Genomic DNA, 20066 nt, shown 5'->3' with positions numbered 1-20066 from the left:
CGTCTATAAATAGACAATCTCCAGGGTCGCGGAACCGTCGAGTATTGCATCGTCACTCAGGTCCAGCGTCGATGTGGGGGCAATGATGGTGACGAGAGTGACCCGACTGCTCAGGTTCCTGATCGCGACGGGACCGGCGGTGCTGCCCGCCACATCGGTGAAGCCCAGATAGCTTCTGGCGGCGATCGGTATGCGGCTGGACCTGGATGAACTCCACGCCCGCCCTCCAGTGGTGGAGTCGGTTCGATACACCTGCGGCACAGCGTCCACTATGGTGCTGGCGGGATCGAAGTACAGCGAATGCAGACCGATCCTGTTGCCGCTTCGGTCGTAGTTCAGGCCATAGTAGATCTCACTGTTGACGATGGCCGAGCCTTCGCGGTTGTCGCGCATTTTCAATGCAAAACGGGCAGCTGTGTTGCAGCTGATGTTGAGGTCGAGGGACTCGTCACGCAGTTGCGTCCTTTTGTCGACGTTCAGGTCCTGCCGGGAGATTTTTCCGTAGTCGACAAGACCGTTGTTGGAAAAGATCGGGGTGCAGGCGACCGGAGTGATGAGGCCGTTGACTGTCAGGTCCACGGTAGACGCCGCCAGGGCGCAAGTCGCCGCGCTCACCATTAGCGCGACAGTCACGGTCATAGGGATACGCTTCATCGTTAAATTCCTTTTTGAGAAGAAGGTATAGGTGCTGAACCACCCGTTCATTCAAGTAACGAATGGTTCAGCACCTTGGTACTTAGAGGTATTTCACTTCGAACGTCGCGGAGCCATCAATGGTGACGTCTGTCTTCAGGGTCAGCTCTTTGGCTGGGGCAATGTAGGTGTCGATCTCAAAATCAAAGGTGACATCTTTTGCATCAATCGGTGCGCTGCCGCCTGTAGCGGCAACGGACAGAAGCCATCCCGCTTGAGCGTCGCCTGCTTTCACCCAGGTTGTTCCGCCGTCGTTTGATTTGATTGCGTCCAGCGCAGTTGCCCCTTCTTTGACTTGCACGACTTTGGGGAAAAAGAAGCCCAACTTTTCGTCGTCAGGGGTCAGACCAAGGCCAAACCAGTCACCAATTGATGTGCCGGGTTGATTGTCAATTGGATTCAGTGCGAACTTGGTCGCAGCATCACAGTTTACGACCAGTTGAATCGGATCGGACCCTACCAGCGTATTGATGTCTTGGTTAAGGTCTCCTGACGAGATCTTGCCGATTTCAATGTCACCGCCGCCGGTGAAGGAGGGCGTGCAAGCGACTGGCGTGATGATGCCTGTAACCGTCAGATCGGTGCTCGACGCTGCGAGAGCAAAAGGTGCAGCACTGATCAGTGCTGTTGTGGTGAGTGCTGCGAAGTACTTTTTCATCGGTGAAACTTCCTTGCTGTTGTTGACCTTGAATGGCCCGGGGCGCGAGATTGCACCGCGTATTCCACAAGGTCGGATGGGTGTTACGGGTAAAGAATTTCGATCGTCCCTGAGCCGTCGAGGTGAACGGCGGTGCTCAGGTCCAGGCTTGTGGTGGGGGCGATGACGGCATCGACCGTCACCGTGGTGGTGAGGTTCTGGATCCAGGCCGGGCCGGCGGTGCTGGCGGCACTGTCGGTAAAGCCCAGGTAGCTTTTCCCGGCGATCGGTATGGGGTTCGAGCTGGAGCTGCTCCAGGCCGCGCCCTGGGTGGTGGAGTCGGTCCGGTACACGCGGGCAAAACTGTCCGCGCTGGCGTTGGCGGGATCGACATTCAACGAGTACAGGCCAATCTTGTTGCCGTGGTTATCCAAGTTCAGCCCGTAGTAAATCTCGCTGTTGACCGTTGCCGTGCCTGGGCGGTTGTCATGCATGACCAGGGCAAATTTCGCAGGGGCATCGCAGTCAACCCGCAGGGTTAGATCCTTGGGAGGCAGCCGGGTGCTCTTGTCGGGGTTCAGATCGTTTTTCGATAGCTGGTCGAAATCCACCTGGCCACCATTGGACAATTCCACGTTGCACGCGGTGGGCGCGAAACTGGCGCGCAGGGTTATTTCCCTTGAGCGGCCCATAGCGACCGCGTCGAACAGACCGCTGGCTTCCCAGACCACGGCATCACGTACCTGCAAGGCTTTTTCCTGCGCCCAGGCCGTCAGTTCCAGTTGCGCCGACAGGCTTTGACCTTGCACCGCCACACCGCCCCGAACCGGAACCAGTGCTTGCTGTGGTCGCCAAAGCAGACTCGGAGCGGTTTCTTCGGGTACTTGGCCGACGGCGGAAATCAGGCCCAGGTCCACTGCTTGCCCATCGAGCTGGGCCTCACTCATGCGCAGGGCATAGCTGCCGTGTTCGGCAAAGCGAAAGCGCTCGGCGGTCGCGGCGGCGATGGCGCGGTAGAACAGGGTCATGTCAGCGGGTTGGCTGCAGCTCAGGTTCAGGCTCAACCGCTGCACTCCCAGGGTCAGCTCCTGGGAGGCAGGGGTGTGAAGCGCCCGATTCACGACGCCGAAGTCAACGTCCGGCTGACTCAGGGTGAGTTGGCACTCATCGGCGAACGCCCAGGCCTGTGGCGCAAGTGCGTTCGACATCAAGGTGCCGAGTACCAACAGCAGCGGGTGGGAAAGCTTCATGGGGGTCATCCTCAAAGGGCCCTGCACTGGGCGGCGGCGGTCTCGTAATACACCTGGGCATTGGCCTTGGCCGGCAGTTCGAAACGCAGTTCGCAACGCTCGAGCCCCGGTGCGGTTATCCACAGGTCAGGGGTGTCGAGGGCGTTGGGGAGGAACACCAGTCCGCCTTCCTGGGCGAGCGTGACGAACTCACCGTTTGCGGTGCTGACCGTCGCGCCACGGGGCAGGGGTAGACCGTTGTCCGTGGTGACTTTGAGCAGGGCTCGTCGAGTCAACGCGACGCCGAAGTGGACTTTGTCGACGGCTCCACGCCCGGCGGTAACCACGGCCAGTCCGTTGTTGATATCGAGGTTGCGTGGCAGCGAGCGGGTGTCGACTTCTACCGGACTGCGGCCATAGGCGCTTAATTGAGGAACCACGGCGTGACCTTGCCAGTCAGTCCAGACCGGACCGCTGGGGGTCGAGACCTTGATCGCGCTTTCGTCGCCAACCGAGAGCAGCGCGAAGGTGTCCCGTACGGCGTATGGCGATAACGTCAGGCCGTCGCCGTGCAGCACGACGCCGCCACGGGCGCCCACCTGGTAGCTGGAGCGTTCGGCATCGGAGCGGGTGTAGTTCAAGTCCAGTTGGCTGTAGCGCGGCAGCAGGGAAACCCCCGCCGAGGACTGCACTTGTTTGTCTCGTGTGTCGTGCTCGACACCGACCCGGTAACTCAGCTGGTCGTTGACCTGTTCGTTCAAGCCGACACCGCTGCGGTATTCGCCAGCGGAACTGCGTAGCCAGGTGCGCGCCCGGCGACTTTCACCCAGTGGAATGCTCAAGCTCAGGTAAACGCTGTCGTCGTTGCGTTGGGTGCCGCTGACTTGCCATTGCGCGCTGGCCGACACCGATACGCCGCCGATCTGCGTGCCCCAGGACGCCAGGGCGCGGCTGCTGTTTTGTCCGTCGAATGTCGTTGAGTGATTGAGGCCGCTGCTGAACGCGCCAAACCCGGGATGTGACCAGGCCAGCGACAGGCTCTGCTGATCGCGGTAACGCGACTGGCTGCGTTCTGATTGAGTATCGAACACCGCTTCGGACAGTTCGTGATAGCCGAAGGTCCGGTGCGAGGTTCCGGCAGTGATCGACCACTGCTCACCCAGGCGCTGCGAAACATTCAGGTCGGCCTGAAGCCCTTTGCCGGCCTGGCGGGTACTCGTATCGGCCGCTTGCAGGGTGGTCTGGATCTGTGTGGCGGGCCCTGGCAGCACGCTCAGGCCGGCGCCCGCGGCGCGGTAGTCGGCGGCGCCCGTGGCGCCGGTGCTGAGCAGGACATCAGGGTTGAGTGCTGCGCTCCAGCCGCCGCTGATCACCCAGGGTTCGCCGCTCTGTGCATTGCCGAGATTGCGTACCTGGCCGGCGGCCAGGGAAAAGCCGGGCGTTGGCAGGCCAATACCGAGCATGGCGACAGGGACCGTGAAGCGTTGCTCGCTGCCATCCGCTTCCTTGACGGTGACTTCAACATCGGAGCGACTGTCGAGCCGACGCACATCACTCAGGGAAAACGGTCCTGCCGGCACCACTGTCGAGTGGATCAGCGAACCCTTCTGACGAATTTCGATCCGGGCCTGGCTGCGGGCTATCCCTTCGATGGGATTGCCTCGGCCTTCGACCTGGAGCGCCTGCTCGGTCATGACCTGCACGCCGGTGATCTGCGCACCGGAAAGTACCGGGTTGTAGAGATTGATCTGGCCTGCTTGAAACACAGTCTCATGGCTGGCAAAAGTGCGCTGGGCGTAAGCTGCCAGGTGAGCGCTACGCGACTCATCGTTATTCCAGGTATGCACCTGACGACTGCGCACAATCCAGTCTCCGGCATTGAAACCGACTTCGGTATTGGCCGAGAGGTAGCGGTTCGATTGATCGCCGTATTGGCTGTGAAGGCTATTGACGTCGTAGTTGAACAGCCCGGCAACACCGCCGGTTTGATAACCGGAGATATCCCGGACCACCGGACGTATCCCCTGGGTGGGCACGATCAGGGACAGGCCGAGGTTGGCCGGGTCCTGTTCGATTCGGGCTTGCGGCCAGGTGGCGAGTACATCGAAACAGCCTTTGTCGTTGGCCGGAACCGATGGCTCGCTCAGGTTCGCCGCATCGAGCAGGGCGCGGTCAAGGCACAGGTCGCCCTCCCGGTTGAACGTGACGTCGACCCGGCCACGGCGCAGGCCATTGACCGTGAGGGTGATCGGGTGTCGGCCAGCGGTGAAGTTCGGTGCGGCCAGCAGTTGGGTTGCGAGACTGGGGTCGATACCGCGTTGACTCAGCATTTTCTGGTCGAACGAAGCAGGCAACGCAGCTGCATTGACGTCTTTCGCATTGGCCTGGAGCCCTGTCAGCACGTTGCCCAGCAGCAAAACCATGCCGGTCCGGACTCGCGACGGATAAGGGTACGTGCTGGCCGACCGAATCGCAGGCATGGCTTTGCCATCACGGTATTTCAATACGGTGTTCATGAGGTTCACTTGGGTTCTGTCCGGGTGCCGGCGCGATCCGCTACGGTTCCCGTCACACATGTGGCGACGGCAAAGTTGGCCGTCACGTTGAGAACTCGACGCCTGCCTTTCTATGCAGGGCGCTATGGATGCTGGCTAGAGGGCGAGCGGTGCGTCATAGGCTGGCACCGCAAAGCCATAGACGGTCGCCGGATGAATTCGAACCTGGGCGGCAGCCTTTGCAGAAACCGCAACGCTGATCTGGTCACCGGGCAGTACGTAGGTCCGCGGGAGCATCGCAGCGTTGCCGGAGGGCAGCAGTTGTACTTCCTGAGCCAGTCGCACGACATAAGGTGTTTCGTTGCGTACGGTCAGTTGACCATCCTGCAGCGACCATTTCAGATCGGTCCACGGTGTGCGGTTGAGCGCCAGGCCTGCGGGGTGAAGGATGATCGGCAGGTTCTGGCGCACCGTCACGCCCACACGGGCATGCCCGGCTTCGGCGGCCGGCTTGTTCTGGGGGATGCCTTCAAAGATCACCCGCTTCAAACGCTGTGTGAGCAGGGGCTTTTCCGACTGCAGGATAAAACGCACCAATTGCGTTTTGGAGGCTTCAACGCGCGCCAGTGGCGGCGTCACGAACACCAGTGACTCGGCATCTTCGGGAATGTTTTCGATGGTGATGTGCAGCAGTGCCAGGCTGGCATCGGTGTTGGTCACGGATACGGCGGTTTCGCCGGTTGCTTCATTGACGATGACCACGGAGGTGTCGGGCACCATGCCGTCGGCGTAGGCCGGTGCAGTCAGTAACAGGGCGCACGCGCCGATCCCCGTATGGGTCAGGCGGCGCACTTGCTTCAACAATGTCGTCTTGATGTTTCTCATTGAAAATTCCGGATAAAAGACGCTTGGCATGGCTCGGGATACAAGTAACGCACCGGTTCCGTAAGTACGAATCCAGTGCGCTGTTAATGGTGTCGTACTCATGCAGTCGATAGCCTGTCAGTGAGTGAACTTAGTTCTGTGCAGGTACGACGGACTATTTGGTGCGGGGAAATTTAGCGGGATGGCGCAGCGGAATGAATACAACTAATACGAAAGGACGGCGGGGCGTGTATGAATAAGTATTGCGGACTACGTAGCGTTTTCTATGGTTTGTAGTTTTGCTGTGTAGTCTCTTTTGCGCTGCGGCGTAGGAAGCATCTGATTGTTAAATGGGCAAAGGGAAATCCCTTTGAATACATTGAGGAGGCGGAGCTGGAATATTATCGGAGGTGTTGTGGAAGTAGGAATAACGGCGCTATTTTCCGCGCTTTCTCCCTACCAACAGGAGGTATCCCACAATGCGAGTCGTTATTGCTGACGACCATTCTGTCGTTCGTGTCGGGCTGCGCATACTCATCAACGCCAGCAGGCAATGTGTGATCGTCGGTGAGGCGGACAGTGCAGACAGCCTGATGAAACTTCTTTCAAGTACGCCCTGCGATCTGCTGATCACTGACTTCTCCATGCCGGGAGGGAAACAGGCCGACGGATTGAAAATGTTGGGTACGATTCAACGTGAATACCCCGGCTTGCCGATCATTCTGGTGACGATGTTTACCAGTGTGGCCACGGCAAGGGCGGCGTTGGATAAAGGGGTAATGGCCATCGTCGCCAAAACCGCATCGGCGACTGAGTTGCCCTTGGCGATCAATAAAGTGAAAAACGGGCATCGCTACCTCAGTGGGTCACTGCGCACATTGCTGGTCAATACCCGCAATCAGCTACACGAATCGCCGCTGTCGGCCAAAGAGCATGAAGTGGTTCGCATGCTCGCCAGCGGGATGACCGTCAGCGAAATCGCCAGTCATTTCAAACGCAGCGTGTCGACCATCAGTAAACAGAAAAGCATGGCCATGCACCGGCTGGGTATTTCCACCAACGTTGATCTTTTTACTTACGCCCGGGATAGCGGAATGTCGTACTGAAATGACGAGAACGGACATCACGTTATTTTCATTATGAATGCCAATAGTGTTCGGTGCATTTGAGGGTTATCGTGCAGGCCAATCTTTCGTAGCTATTGTGCATAATCAGGGGAACCCGTAAATGAGTGAAGCCCATAGCGCCTTGATCACCCGTTTCTACCAGGCTTTCCAACGCCTGGATGCCGAAGCCATGGCGGCCTGCTACACCGATGATGTGGTGTTCAGTGACCCGGCGTTCGGCGAGCTTCGCGGGCGCGATGCCGGTGACATGTGGCGCATGCTGACCACTCGGGCCAAGGACTTTTCCCTGACCTTTGATCATGTTCGTGCCGACGAGCACACCGGTGGTGCCCATTGGGTCGCGACTTACCTGTTCAGCCAGACCGGCAACACCGTGGTCAACGATATCCAGGCGCGTTTTGTCTTGCGTGACGGCAAGATCTGCGAGCACCACGACAGTTTCGATCTATGGACCTGGGCGCGTCAGGCGTTGGGTTTCAAGGGCCTGCTGCTGGGCTGGACGCCACTGGTGAAGAACGCCGTGCGCGCCCAGGCATTGAAGGGGCTGAAGGCATTTCAGGCCAGTCGCTGATAAGATCGCGGCTTGTATTCCATCAAGCCCTGATCGTTACGTGACCAGCCTCAGCGAAAGCCCTGCCGACGCCGCAATTCCTGCGAGCAAAACCTGGTTCGTCTACCTCGTTCGCGCGGCCAACGGTTCGCTCTATTGCGGGATCAGCGATGATCCCGTGCGTCGTTTCGCCAAGCATCAAAGCGGCAAGGGCGCACGATTCTTTCTTTCCAGCCCGGCCATGGCCCTTGTCTACACCGAACGCTGCCGCGATAAAAGCGATGCGTTGCGCCAGGAGCGGTTGATCAAAAAACTCAAGAAGAGCGCCAAGGAATGCCTGGTGGCGAGCGCAGCGAACGCAGCCCCGGGCTTATCACTCTGACTGATTGGTTCCCATCAGGCAGATCTGTAGGCTGCCAGGTGATTGCGCGCTAAGCTGCGGATTCCTGATCCTTGCGGCGGAGCCGAGCATGTCCGAGTTGATTCTGCATCATTACCCGACGTCCCCCTTTGCCGAGAAGGCCCGCCTGTTACTGGGTTTCAAGGGCTTGTCCTGGCGTTCGGTGAAGATCTCGCCAGTGATGCCGAAACCGGATCTAACGGCATTGACCGGTGGCTACCGCAAGACACCGGTGTTGCAGGTCGGTGCCGATATCTATTGCGACACCGCATTGATCGCCCGGCGACTGGAACAGGAGAAAGCCCTGCCGGCGTTCTTCCCGGAAGGTCAGGAAATGATCGCCGCGTCGTTTGCCGCCTGGGCTGATTCGGTGGTGTTCCAGCATGCGGTGAGCCTGGTGTTCCAGCCGGAATCGATTGCCGTGCGTTTCGGTCATTTACCGCAGGAAGCGATCAAGGCGTTTTTGGCCGACCGTGCCGGTTTGTTCAGTGGAGGTAGTGCGACAAAACTGTCCACCGAACAGGCGAAACACCAGTGGCCGACGATCATGTCGCGCCTGGAGTTGCAACTGCAGCGCGAAGAGGGGGATTTCCTGTTCGGTGAGCCTTCGATTGCCGACTTCGCCCTGGCTCATTGCCTCTGGTTCCTCAAGGCCACGCCCGTCACGGCGCCATTGGTGGATGCGTACCCGGCAGTTGCCGCATGGCATGCGCGGGTACTGGGCTTCGGTCATGGTGCGTCCAGCGAGATGAGTTCCGAGGAGGCTCTGGCAGTGGCGCGCGCGTCCACGCCAGCGGCTTTGCCGGATGAGCAGTTCGTCGATCCCAACGGGTTCACGGCGGGTCAGCAGGTGGTCATCGCGGCCACGGACTATGGCGTTGATCCGGTGGCGGGCGAGTTGTTGTTTGCCGGCCGCGAGGAGCTGATTGTACGGCGAGAGGACGAGCGTGGCGGTGTGGTGCATGTGCACTTCCCGCGGTTTGGTTTCCGGATCGAAGTGCAGTAAGTCCCGCCACACACACACCGGCACTGTAGGAGCTGGCTTGCCAGCGATTGCGGTTTGTCAGTCTGCAGTTTTGTGGACTGATCCACCGTCATCGCAGGCAAGCCAGCTCCTACAAGGGAGGTTGCGCGCCGAGAAGTTACTTCAACGCCGCCAGAATCGCATCCGGGTCATATCCGCGTATCAGGGTTCCGTTCACATCGATGATCGGAATCCCGCCCCCGCCGAGGGCCTCATAGTCCTTGCGTGCGACGGCATCTTTCTCGATATCGAACTCCTTGTACGGAATGCCTTTCTGATCGAGAAAGCGCCGGGTCAGCTTGCAGTAACCACACCATTCGGTGGCGTAGAGCACGACGTTGGCCTGGGTCTGCGTCTGCTCAGACACCACTTGCGATGGATTGAACACCCGCTCGATCTTGCCCCAGTTCTGGTAGGCCACGACCACCAGCAAGATCAACAGGCATTTTTTCAGCACGCCGCCCAACATCAGTTGCGACGCTTCAGCTGATCGGTGAGCGAAGTGGGCAGGCCCTTGATGATCAACGTGCCGGCTTCTTCGTCGTACTCGATCTTCGAGCCCAAAAGGTGTGCTTCGAAACTGATCGACAGGCCTTCGGCTCGGCCGGTGAATCGGCGGAACTGGTTCAGGGTGCGTTTATCGGCGGGGATCTCCGGCGACAGGCCGTAATCCTTGTTGCGGATGTGATCGTAGAAGGCCTTCGGGCGTTCTTCGTCGATCAGCCCCGACAGTTCTTCCAGGCCCATCGGTTCCCCGAGCTTGGCCTGGCTGCTGGCGTAATCCACCAGGGTCTTGGTCTTCTCGCGGGCGTCGTCTTCGGGCAGGTCTTCGCTTTCAACGAAGTCGCTGAAGGCCTTGAGCAGGGTGCGGGTTTCACCCGGCCCGTCGACGCCTTCCTGGCAGCCGATGAAGTCGCGGAAATACTCCGAAACCTTTTTCCCATTCTTGCCTTTGATGAACGAAATGTACTGCTTGGATTGTTTGTTGTTCTGCCATTCGGACACGTTGATCCGCGCCGCCAGGTGCAATTGGCCCAGGTCCAGGTGACGGGACGGGGTCACGTCCAGCTCATCGGTCACGGCCACGCCTTCGCTGTGGTGCAGCAGGGCGATGGCCAGGTAGTCGGTCATGCCTTGCTGGTAGTGGGCGAACAGCACGTGGCCACCGACCGACAGGTTCGACTCTTCCATCAGTTTTTGCAGATGCTCGACCGCCACGCGGCTGAACGCCGTGAAATCCCGGCCGCCATCGAGGTACTCCTTCAGCCAGCCGCTGAAGGGGAACGCGCCGGATTCCGGATGGAACAGGCCCCAGGCTTTGCCCTGTTTGGCGTTATAGCTTTCGTTGAGGTCGGCGAGCATGTTCTCGATGGCTGCGGACTCGGCCAGTTCAGAGTCACGGGCGTGGAGAACTGCAGGTGTGCCGTCGGGTTTTTTGTCGATCAGGTGGACGATGCAATGACGGATCGGCATGGGCTTCTCGGCTGAATGAAGAGAGGAGGGCGTGCTCCCCCGAAAAGCGCTCAGTGTACCGCAACCACTGGTTTTGGCGCTGTGTGAAGGGCAATTGGCAGGCGACCGACGGCGCTTATGCGTTTTTTTCCTGTTTTAGCGCAATAAAGCTGACCAAATGGGTAGCTAGAGGCGGATATTTCCACGTCTGTGTGCTAGCTTTGCCCGGTCTTGCGCGAAGTCACTGCGTTAAGCGTGCAGTCAGCATTTGTCAGGTCGAACCAAACCCTGATTTCGGTATCTATAACCCCGATCCCGAGGTTATTTGGCCGAGGGTGCCGGATCCAAAAGATCGGGCTCGATGGCTGACATTGCACTCTGCAATCCATATGAATTTGATAGGGAAGGAACACTAAATGGCTCTTACTAAAGACCAACTGATCGCCGACATCGCTGAAGCTATCGACGCGCCGAAAACCACCGCGCGTAACGCTCTGGACCAACTGGGCCAAATCGTTGCCGATCAGCTGGAAAACGGCGGCGAAATCACTCTGCCAGGTATCGGCAAACTGAAAGTGACTGAGCGCCCTGCCCGTACCGGCCGTAACCCTTCGACTGGCGCTGCCATCGAAATCGCTGCCAAGAAAGTGATCAAGCTGGTTGTGGCCAAAGGCCTGACCGACGCTGTTAACAAGTAAGACTTGTTAAAAAAAACCGTGCGCCGGAGCGATCCGGGCACGGTTTTTTTGTGGGCGCTGGAAACAGTTTATGCAAGATAAATTGTTGGAATGTTCACTTTGTTTGAAAGCAGTTGTTACTTGTGCACCTGATAGGGATAGCTGTTTGCACTGAGTAGCACTTTTCTCTCTATTAAAACGAAAACTCCTACACAACTGCTAGTTGAGTGTGCGCCTTGGGTCGGTACCATCAATAGGCGTAGCACTTGGCTTTGCGGCAAATAGCCAAAATCAAATTTCAGTTATTGGTTACAGGGACGTTTTTATGAGAGTTAAAGAGTTGTTGATGTGTATATCGGTTCTGGTGTCCGGCCAGGCTTTGGCAAATGTTACCGAGTACTGCCCAAGTCCAGCTGACATCAAGGAGTTTGGAGTCGGTACGTATATAGCCCCGACAGCAAGTGGCGACGGACAATGGTACGGCGTATCGCAAACCGGGCGCGGGCTGGTAGGTGAGTTCGAACTGGCGATATTCGCACCTCGCGTCGCAGCCCAAGGCGGCACTGTTGCCGGTGAAATTCAGCGTTGTGGTTACACGCTGAAAAATGGCGGTAATCTGGATATGAAGTACAAACGAGAGGGAACTGTCGTAAGTATTGATACCCGTGGGCCGTGGGAGGAATGGCTTGGTCAATATTACTGCGATAGCAAAGAAGCACGAGCCTGTGCATTCAAAGAGAATGTTCGTACAAACTCCAGAATGTAAATGTCTAGGTTTTGCTGTTATCGATATTAAAGTTGTCAGGCAGTTAGTGGTTAACGAACCGAACGTCACTGTTAACCGATGAGGTTTGTTAAAAGCCGTGTCCAGAATTCATCCGGGCACGGCTTTTTTTACGCTTGGCTTTTATTCAGCTGTAGCTTTCGACCATCGTGCCTGGCGCCAGGCTTGTTGCTGCGCTTGTGTCTGGAAGGTCCAGGCGACGAAGCGGCTCTGTTTTTGGCCCTGGCCCATTTCCACCACCCGACTGTCCAGCACACCGGCCTTTTTCAAGGCGGTCTGGATCGCCGGCAGGTTCGACGCCTTCGATACCAGCGTGCTGAACCACAGCACTTGTTGCGCCACCTGCACGCTCTCGCTTACCAGTTGCGTGACGAAGCGTACTTCACCGCCTTCACACCACAACTCCGCCGCCTGCCCGCCAAAGTTCAACACCGGCAGCTTGCGTTTCGGATCGGCTTTGCCCAGGGCTCGCCATTTGCGCGTGCTACCCCGTGTGGCCTCTTCCAGTGAGGCATGGAAGGGCGGGTTGCACATGGTCAGGTCGAACCGCTCTGCGCTCTCCAGCAGGCCGGTGAGGATCTGTTTGGGGTTGCTCTGCTGGCGCAGCTGGATCGCCTTGTTCAGGCCATTGGATTGAACGATGGCCTTCGCTGCGGCGATGGCGGTCGCGTCGATATCGGAACCGAGGAACTGCCAGCGATAGTCGCTGTAGCCGATCAGCGGATACACGCAGTTGGCGCCCATACCGATATCCAGCACCTTCACGGCGGCGCCACGGGGGATCACGCCGTCATTACCGGTGGCCAGCAGGTCGGCGAGGAAGTGCACATAGTCGGCACGGCCTGGCACCGGTGGGCACAGGTAGTCGGCCGGAATGTCCCAGTGGGCAATGCCATAGAACGACTTGAGCAGCGCCCGATTGAACACCCGCACGGCTTCCGGGCTGGCGAAGTCGATGCTCTCCTTGCCGTAGGGATTGATGATCACGAATTTCTTCAGTTCTGGCGTGCTTTTGATCAGCGCCGGAAAGTCGTATCGACCCTGATGGCGATTGCGCGGATGCAGGCTGGCCTTTTCCTTCGGGGCGACGGCCGTGGCCGGGGTCTTCGGGGCAGGCTTTTTGCGCGCAGGCTTGGGGGAGCGGGGGGCGGTCATGGGTGTTGTCGATTCGGGTATGGCTGAAAGTGGCGGGCATTGTCCCACATCTGTCGTCACAACACGGTGCGCGTTTGTGTAGGAGCCGACTTGCTGGCGATTGGGGCGACGCGGTGTTTCTGAAGGACCTCGTTATCATTTCTTCGCCAGCAAGCCGGCTCCTACAGGACCGCGGGGTAATGAAAAAGGGAGGCCACTTGGGCCTCCCTTTTTCATTGCGATTTGCCGTTACAGGCTGGCAATCCGTGCATGCTGCTCGGCCAGCTTGCCCAGGGCCTGTTCGGCCTCGGCCAGTTTGGCGCGTTCTTTCTCGATGACTTCGGCTGGCGCCTTGTCAACGAAACCGGCGTTGGACAGCTTGCCGCCGACACGTTGCACTTCACCCTGAAGACGCTGGATTTCCTTGTCCAGACGCGCCAGTTCAGCGCCTTTGTCGATCAAGCCGGCCATCGGCACCAGCACTTCCATCTCGCCGACCAGTGCGGTGGCGGACAGTGGCGCTTCTTCACCCGCAGCCAGAACAGTGATCGATTCGAGGCGTGCCAGTTTTTTCAGCAGGGCTTCGTTCTCGGTCAGACGACGCTGATCTTCAGCGCTGACGTTCTTCAGGAACAGCGGCAGCGGTTTGCCCGGGCCGATGTTCATTTCGCCACGGATGTTGCGAGTGCCGAGCATCAGGCCCTTGAGCCATTCGATGTCATCTTCGGCCGCCGGATCGATGCGCTCTTCATTGGCCACCGGCCACGGTTGCAGCATGATCGTCTTGCCTTCGATGCCGGCCAGCGGCGCGATGCGCTGCCAGATTTCTTCGGTGATGAACGGCATGAACGGATGCGCCAGGCGCAGGGCGACTTCCAGTACGCGCACCAGGGTGCGACGGGTGCCGCGCTGGCGTTCGACCGGTGCGTTTTCGTCCCACAGCACAGGCTTGGACAGTTCCAGGTACCAGTCGCAATACTGGTTCCAGATGAACTCGTACAGGGCTTGCGCGGCCAGGTCGAAACGGAACTGGTCGAGCTGGCGGGTCACTTCGGCTTCGGTGCGTTGCAGCTGCGAGATGATCCAGCGGTCAGCGAGGGAGAGCTCATAGGCTTCGCCGTTCTGGCCGCAGTCTTCGCCCTTGTCCAGCACGTAGCGCGCGGCGTTCCAGATCTTGTTGCAGAAGTTGCGATAGCCTTCGACGCGGCCCATGTCGAACTTGATGTCGCGACCGGTGGACGCCAGCGAGCAGAAGGTGAAGCGCAGGGCGTCGGTGCCGTAGCTGGCGATGCCTTCGGCGAACTCGTCGCGGGTCTGCTTCTCGATCTTCTTCGCCAGTTTCGGCTGCATCAGGCCCGAAGTGCGTTTCTGCACCAGTTCTTCGAGTTGGATGCCGTCGATGATGTCCAGCGGGTCCAGGACGTTGCCCTTGGACTTGGACATTTTCTGGCCCTGGCCGTCACGCACCAGGCCGTGCACGTACACGGTCTTGAACGGAACCTGCGGCGTGCCGTCTTCGTTTTTCACCAAATGCATGGTGAGCATGATCATCCGGGCAACCCAGAAGAAAATGATGTCGAAGCCGGTCACCAGCACGTCGGTGGAGTGGAATTTCTTCAGGAATTCGGTCTTTTCCGGCCAGCCGAGGGTGGAGAACGTCCACAGGCCCGAGCTGAACCAGGTGTCGAGAACGTCATTGTCCTGTTGCAGAGCAACGTCCGGGCCGATGTTGTGCTTGGCGCGCACTTCGGCTTCGTCGCGACCGACGTAGACCTTGCCCGACTCGTCGTACCAGGCCGGAATCCGGTGGCCCCACCAGAGCTGACGGCTGATGCACCAATCCTGGATGTCGCGCATCCACGAGAAGTACATGTTTTCGTACTGTTTCGGCACGAACTGGATGCGACCGTCTTCAACGGCAGCAATCGCAGGCTCGGCCAATGGCTTGGTCGACACGTACCACTGGTCGGTCAGCCAAGGCTCGATGACGGTGCCGGAGCGGTCGCCTTTCGGCACTTTCAGGGCGTGGTCGTCAACGCTGACCAACAGGCCGGCAGCGTCGAACGCGGCGACGATCTGCTTGCGCGCTTCGAAGCGGTCGAGACCGGCGTATTCGGCCGGGATCTTGCCGTCGATGGTTTCGTTCAGCGTGCCGTCGAGGTTGAACACCTGGCAGGCTGGCAGAACGGCTGCGTTCTTGTCGAAGATGTTCAGCAACGGCAGGTTGTGACGCTTGCCGACTTCATAGTCGTTGAAGTCGTGGGCCGGGGTGATTTTCACGCAGCCGGTGCCGAATTCAGGGTCGCAGTAATCGTCGGCGATGATCGGGATGCGGCGGCCAACCAGTGGCAGCTCGACAAATTTACCGATCAGGGCTTTGTAGCGTTCATCGTTCGGGTTAACGGCCACGGCGGAGTCGCCGAGCATGGTTTCCGGGCGAGTGGTCGCGACGATCAGGAAATCGTTGCCTTCAGCGGTCTTGGCGCCGTCGGCCAGCGGGTATTTCAGGTTCCACAGGAAACCTTTCTCGTCGTGGTTTTCCACTTCGAGGTCGGAAATCGCCGTGTGCAGCTTGGTGTCCCAGTTGACCAGGCGCTTGCCGCGGTAGATCAGGCCGTCTTCGTGCAGGCGGACGAAGGCTTCTTTAACGGCTTCCGAGAGGCCGTCGTCCATGGTGAAGCGCTCGCGGCTCCAGTCGACGGACGAGCCGAGGCGACGGATCTGACGGCTGATGTTGCCACCGGACTCATCTTTCCATTCCCAGACTTTCTCCAGGAATTTCTCGCGACCCAGGTCGTGGCGGCTCTGGCCCTTGGCTTCGAGCTGGCGCTCTACCAGCATCTGCGTGGCGATACCGGCGTGGTCGGTGCCCGGCTGCCACAGGGTGTTGCGACCCTGCATGCGGCGGAAACGGATCAGGGCGTCCATGATCGCGTTGTTGAAGCCGTGACCCATGTGCAGGCTGCCGGTGACGTTCGGCGGCGGGATCATGATGGTGTAGGACTCGCCCGCGCCTTGCGGGGCGAAGTAATTCTCTGACTCCCAGGTGTTGTACCAGGAAGTTTCAATGGCGTGCGGCTGGTAGGTCTTATCCATGCGCGGCGGGACCCTATTGGCATTTATTCAGGAAAAGCCGGGAAGTATAGCGGGGATGAGCCGATGCGCGTAGAGCGAGGTGACAATGGGTGGGGGAAAGTTGTGGTTGGTGTTTTGTCAGAGAGGGCCCCATCGCTGGCAAGCCAGCTCCCACAGTGTTGGTGTCGATCACAAAAATGTAGTGCGACACTAATCCTGTGGGAGCGTGGCTTGCCCGCGATGGCGGTCTATCAGTCGATGCGATTCAAATCGTTATGCCGCGTTTCCTTCAGGCACAGCACCGCAATCAAACTCAGCACCGCCGCCCCCGACACATACCCGCCGACATAACTCAAACCACCCATCGCCACCAGTTTCTGCGCGAAGAACGGCGCTGCGGAAGCACCGACAATCCCGCCCAGGTTGTAGGCCGCCGAGGCGCCGGTATAACGAACGTGAGTGGGAAACAGTTCCGGCAGCAGCGCACCCATCGGCGCAAACGTCACGCCCATCAGAAACAGTTCGATGCACAGGAACAACGCCACGCCCCAGGTCGAGCCCTGGGTCAGCAGCGGCTCCATGAGGAAACCGGACAGGACCGCCAGCACGCCACCGATGATCAGCACCGGTTTGCGCCCGTAACGGTCGCTGGCCCAGGCCGACAGCGGGGTCGCGGCAGCCATGAACAGTACGGCGAAACACAGCAGGCCGAGGAAGGTTTCGCGGCTGTAGCCGAGCGTCGCCACCCCGTAACTCAGGGAAAACACGGTGGAGATGTAAAACAGCGCGTAGCACACGACCATCGCGCCGGCGCCCAGCAATACGGGCATCCAGTATTGACCGAACAGTTCAAACAGCGGGATCTTCACTCGTTCCTGCCGTGCCACGGCATTGGCGAACACCGGCGTTTCATGCAGCTTGAGGCGCACGTACAGGCCGACCATCACCAGCGCGGCGCTGAGCAGGAACGGAATACGCCAGCCCCATGAGCGGAACTGTTCATCGTCCAGGACCAGGGCCAGTGTCAGGAACAGGCCATTGGCCGCCAGAAAGCCAATGGATGGACCCAGTTGCGGGAACATGCCGAACCACGCGCGTTTGCCTTTCGGCGCGTTCTCCGTGGCAAGCAATGCCGCACCACCCCATTCGCCGCCCAGCCCCAGGCCCTGGCCGAAGCGCAGGACGCACAGCAGGATCGGTGCCCAGGCGCCAATACTGTCATAACCGGGCAGCACGCCGATCAGCGTGGTGCACACGCCCATCAGCAGCAGCGAAGCGACCAGGGTCGACTTGCGGCCGATACGGTCGCCGAAGTGACCGAAAAGTGCCGAACCCAAGGGGCGCGCAAGGAAGGCGATGCCGAACGTGAGAAACGCCGAAAGCATCTGGGCGGTGCCGGATGTCTGGGGAAAGAACACCGGGCCGATCACCAGCGCGGCGGCGGTGGCATAGACATAGAAATCGTAGAACTCGATGGCGGTGCCGATGAAGCTCGCGGTGGCCACGCGGGTGGCGGAGTTCGTCGGTTGCGCCGGTGTGGCGTCGTTGTAGGTCGTGCTGGTCGTCATGCGGTGATCCCTGACAGTTTTGTGCTCCGGTGGAGCGAATTATTATGGTCGAGAACCCAGGGATGTGGGTGAGGGCGCGGTCGCTGTTTCAGGTAGGAACAGGCGTCGGTTTTTTGCAGTTCTTGTCGATGGTCGGGCCGGAAGCTGCGAGGTGCGGGGTAAGCACGGGGCCGGCGAGGCTTGGGTAAGCGATTCGATTATAGGAAGGTGGCTAACGATCGAACAAGTGGCTTGAGTGACCACAAAAGACTTGCCCGATAGTCAGATAACCACAGGCATCGAACTGGTCTGCCAGATCAGGACCCGCGTGACACGGTTGTCCTCGGTCTCGAGGATTTCCAGGCGATAGCGACCGATTTTCAGGCACACCGCGCTGTCGGGAATGGTTTCCAGCGCCTCGGTGACCAGGCCGTTCAGGGTTTTCGGGCCGTCGCTGGGCAGGTGCCAGCCAAGGCTTTTGTTCAGCTCGCGGATGGACGCGGCGCCGTCGATCACCAGGCGTCCGTCGGCTTGCGGATGAATATGCGGGTTGTCCAGACTGTGCTGGCTTTCGAACTCGCCGACGATTTCTTCGAGAATGTCTTCCAGGGTGACGATGCCAAGCACTTCGCCGTACTCATCGACCACCATGCCCAGGCGTCGCTGCTGCTTGTGGAAGTTGAGCAGCTGCAGCTGCAGCGGGGTGCTTTCCGGCACGAAGTACGGCTCGTGACTGGCCGCCAGCAACGCTTCCCTGGTCAGGCTCGCGTCGGGCAGCAAGTGCAGGATGTGCCGGGTGTTGAGGACGGCTTCTACCTGGTTGATATCACTGTGGAACACCGGCAGGCGCGTGCGTTTGTTGTGGCGCAATTGCTCGATGATTTCTTCGATGGAGTCATCGAGGTTGATGCCGTCCACATCACTGCGCGGTACCAGGATGTCATTGACCGTGATGTTGTCCAGCGCGTGGATGCCTGGCAGCGGGTGAGGGCGGCTGACGGTTTCCGGCGTGTCCTGGCGTTCCGTCAGCGTTTCGTCCTCGCTTCGTTGCACCACTTTGGCTTTGCGGGCGAATGGTCGCGTCAGCACCTGACTGATGCTGTTGAGCAGCCATGCCGCGGGATAGATGATTGTCAGCGGTACGCGCAACAGATTGTTGCCCTGGGCCAGGATCGCATCCGGATAGCGCGTGGCCAGCGCTCGTGGCAAGTAATCGGAAAGCACCAGCAACATGGCGCCCGCCCCAAGGCAGGCGACCCACGGACCGTTCTCGGCCCAGGTGAAAATGGCCAGCAACGTACTGATGACCACCGCGAGTGCACGGCAGAGGGTGTTGCAGAAAATCAGGCTCGCCAGGGGGAAGCTGAGTTTTGCCACCGGCTTGTCGCTGGACCGCGTTGCGGTGCGTTGGGCCAGTAAATGCTGGTGCGCCGCTTCGATGGCGGTAAACAGCCCCGACCATAAGATCAGCAGGGTCACTACTGCGAGCATCGGCCCTATGGGCAAGTCGTCCATTAATGCCGCCCGTCAGATATGCAGGATGTATTCACGAACCAGTTTGCTGCCGAAATACGCCAGCATTAGCAGGCAAAAACCGGCCAGGGTCCAGCGAATGGCTTTGTGCCCGCGCCAGCCGAGGCGATTGCGCCCCCACAGCAGCACGCTGAAAACGAGCCAGGCCAGGCAGGCCAGCAGGGTTTTGTGCACCAGATGCTGGGCGAACAGGTTTTCGACGAACAGCCAGCCGGAAATCAGCGACAGCGACAACAACGTCCAGCCGGCCCAGAGAAAGCCGAACAGCAGGCTTTCCATGGTTTGCAGCGGCGGGAAGTTCTTGATCAGGCCGGAGGGGTGCTTGTGCTTGAGCTGGTGGTCTTGAACCAGTAGCAGCAAAGCCTGGAACACCGCGATGGTGAACATGCCGTAGGCCAGGATCGAAAGCAGGATGTGGGCGAGGATGCCCGGCTCCTCATCGATGACCTGCACCGTACCGGCCGGCGCAAAATGCGCCAGCAACACAGTCAGGGCCCCAAGCGGGAACAGCAGGACCAGCAGGTTCTCCACCGGAATCCGCGAGCAGGCCAGCAGGGTCAATGCAATGACCGCCACGGCAATCAGGCTGGCGGCATTGAAGAAATCCAGGCCCAGGCCGATCGGGGTCAGCAGGTGGCTGAGCAGGCTGGCGCTGTGCGTCAATACGGCGAACACGCCAAGTATGACCAGCAGGCGCTTGTTGATCTTGGCGCCGGAAGCCAGGCGAGTGCCCTGATAAAAGGTCGCAGCGGCATACAAGCAGGCGGCGGCGAGGGTGGTAAGCAAGCTGGGTGACAAGGGGAGCATAAATCCTGTTAGGCAAGCCCGAAAGTCGCTGAGTTTGG

At 59.3% G+C, this 20066-nt stretch carries 18 protein-coding genes; 6 read left to right on the top strand and 12 right to left on the bottom strand.

Annotated features, from left to right (window positions below; genetic code table 11):
- Window positions 1-3 precede the first annotated feature (3 nt).
- The 5 genes from AB4O16_RS11075 to AB4O16_RS11055 all read right to left on the bottom strand — a co-directional run bounded on the left by AB4O16_RS11075 (window position 4) and on the right by AB4O16_RS11055 (window position 5939).
- Complete coding sequence (locus tag AB4O16_RS11075; protein WP_160387009.1) at window positions 4-654, bottom strand: DUF1120 domain-containing protein; 651 nt, start codon at window positions 652-654, stop codon at window positions 4-6.
- A gap of 82 nt (window positions 655-736) precedes the next feature.
- Window positions 737-1351, bottom strand: coding sequence for a DUF1120 domain-containing protein (locus tag AB4O16_RS11070; protein WP_160387010.1), 615 nt, complete (start codon window positions 1349-1351; stop codon window positions 737-739).
- Window positions 1352-1434: 83 nt separating this feature from the next.
- The gene (locus AB4O16_RS11065; protein ID WP_160387011.1) at window positions 1435-2580 is read right to left on the bottom strand and encodes a DUF1120 domain-containing protein; all 1146 of its coding nucleotides are present in this window, start codon (window positions 2578-2580) and stop codon (window positions 1435-1437) included.
- Window positions 2581-2591: 11 nt separating this feature from the next.
- Window positions 2592-5075, bottom strand: a complete 2484-nt coding sequence (locus tag AB4O16_RS11060; RefSeq protein ID WP_460157721.1) for a fimbria/pilus outer membrane usher protein — start codon at window positions 5073-5075, stop codon at window positions 2592-2594.
- Window positions 5076-5210: 135 nt separating this feature from the next.
- Window positions 5211-5939, bottom strand: coding sequence for a fimbria/pilus chaperone family protein (locus AB4O16_RS11055; RefSeq protein WP_160387013.1), 729 nt, complete (start codon window positions 5937-5939; stop codon window positions 5211-5213).
- 458 nt (window positions 5940-6397) lie between these two features.
- Here AB4O16_RS11055 and AB4O16_RS11050 point away from each other — a divergent pair, with 458 nt between their 5' ends.
- The 4 genes from AB4O16_RS11050 to AB4O16_RS11035 all read left to right on the top strand — a co-directional run bounded on the left by AB4O16_RS11050 (window position 6398) and on the right by AB4O16_RS11035 (window position 9001).
- A complete protein-coding gene (locus AB4O16_RS11050) occupies window positions 6398-7024 on the top strand; it encodes a response regulator (RefSeq protein WP_160387014.1) in 627 nt (208 codons plus the stop codon).
- A gap of 121 nt (window positions 7025-7145) precedes the next feature.
- The gene (locus AB4O16_RS11045; protein ID WP_460157720.1) at window positions 7146-7616 is read left to right on the top strand and encodes a nuclear transport factor 2 family protein; all 471 of its coding nucleotides are present in this window, start codon (window positions 7146-7148) and stop codon (window positions 7614-7616) included.
- Between the two features lie 40 nt (window positions 7617-7656).
- Complete coding sequence (locus AB4O16_RS11040) at window positions 7657-7977, top strand: GIY-YIG nuclease family protein (protein WP_160387016.1); 321 nt, start codon at window positions 7657-7659, stop codon at window positions 7975-7977.
- An 88-nt stretch (window positions 7978-8065) separates the two neighbouring features.
- Window positions 8066-9001 carry a glutathione S-transferase family protein gene (locus AB4O16_RS11035; protein ID WP_160387017.1) on the top strand — a complete coding sequence of 312 codons (936 nt, stop codon included), beginning with the start codon at window positions 8066-8068 and terminating at the stop codon, window positions 8999-9001.
- A 136-nt stretch (window positions 9002-9137) separates the two neighbouring features.
- Here AB4O16_RS11035 and AB4O16_RS11030 read toward each other — a convergent pair whose 3' ends face one another.
- Both AB4O16_RS11030 and yejK read right to left on the bottom strand, forming a co-directional pair.
- Complete coding sequence (locus tag AB4O16_RS11030; RefSeq protein ID WP_160387018.1) at window positions 9138-9488, bottom strand: glutaredoxin family protein; 351 nt, start codon at window positions 9486-9488, stop codon at window positions 9138-9140.
- Complete coding sequence (yejK, locus tag AB4O16_RS11025) at window positions 9488-10492, bottom strand: nucleoid-associated protein YejK (protein WP_160387019.1); 1005 nt, start codon at window positions 10490-10492, stop codon at window positions 9488-9490. Before yejK ends, AB4O16_RS11030 begins: the two co-directional genes overlap by 1 nt.
- Window positions 10493-10887: 395 nt before the next feature.
- Between yejK and AB4O16_RS11020 the strand changes: the two genes are divergently transcribed.
- Window positions 10888-11169, top strand: a complete 282-nt coding sequence (locus AB4O16_RS11020) for an HU family DNA-binding protein (RefSeq protein ID WP_007905514.1) — start codon at window positions 10888-10890, stop codon at window positions 11167-11169.
- A 304-nt stretch (window positions 11170-11473) separates the two neighbouring features.
- Window positions 11474-11914 carry a DUF3757 domain-containing protein gene (locus AB4O16_RS11015; RefSeq protein ID WP_460157719.1) on the top strand — a complete coding sequence of 147 codons (441 nt, stop codon included), beginning with the start codon at window positions 11474-11476 and terminating at the stop codon, window positions 11912-11914.
- Window positions 11915-12055: 141 nt separating this feature from the next.
- On the opposite strand, the gene rlmF is transcribed toward AB4O16_RS11015, so the two are convergent.
- The 5 genes from rlmF to AB4O16_RS10990 form a co-directional block, all read right to left on the bottom strand.
- Window positions 12056-13087, bottom strand: coding sequence for a 23S rRNA (adenine(1618)-N(6))-methyltransferase RlmF (rlmF, locus tag AB4O16_RS11010; protein WP_160387021.1), 1032 nt, complete (start codon window positions 13085-13087; stop codon window positions 12056-12058).
- A gap of 228 nt (window positions 13088-13315) precedes the next feature.
- Window positions 13316-16162, bottom strand: a complete 2847-nt coding sequence (locus AB4O16_RS11005) for a valine--tRNA ligase (protein WP_460157718.1) — start codon at window positions 16160-16162, stop codon at window positions 13316-13318.
- A gap of 230 nt (window positions 16163-16392) precedes the next feature.
- Window positions 16393-17709 carry an MFS transporter gene (locus AB4O16_RS11000; RefSeq protein WP_160387023.1) on the bottom strand — a complete coding sequence of 439 codons (1317 nt, stop codon included), beginning with the start codon at window positions 17707-17709 and terminating at the stop codon, window positions 16393-16395.
- 261 nt (window positions 17710-17970) lie between these two features.
- The gene (locus AB4O16_RS10995) at window positions 17971-19203 is read right to left on the bottom strand and encodes a transporter associated domain-containing protein (RefSeq protein ID WP_460157717.1); all 1233 of its coding nucleotides are present in this window, start codon (window positions 19201-19203) and stop codon (window positions 17971-17973) included.
- A gap of 12 nt (window positions 19204-19215) precedes the next feature.
- Window positions 19216-20028 (bottom strand): cytochrome C assembly family protein, encoded by an 813-nt coding sequence (locus AB4O16_RS10990; protein WP_160387025.1) that lies wholly within the window; start codon window positions 20026-20028, stop codon window positions 19216-19218.
- Between the last annotated feature and the right edge of the window lie 38 nt (window positions 20029-20066).

Source organism: Pseudomonas sp. S2_H10 (assembly GCF_054668285.1).
This window is presented reverse-complemented; position numbering and strand designations above follow the sequence as displayed.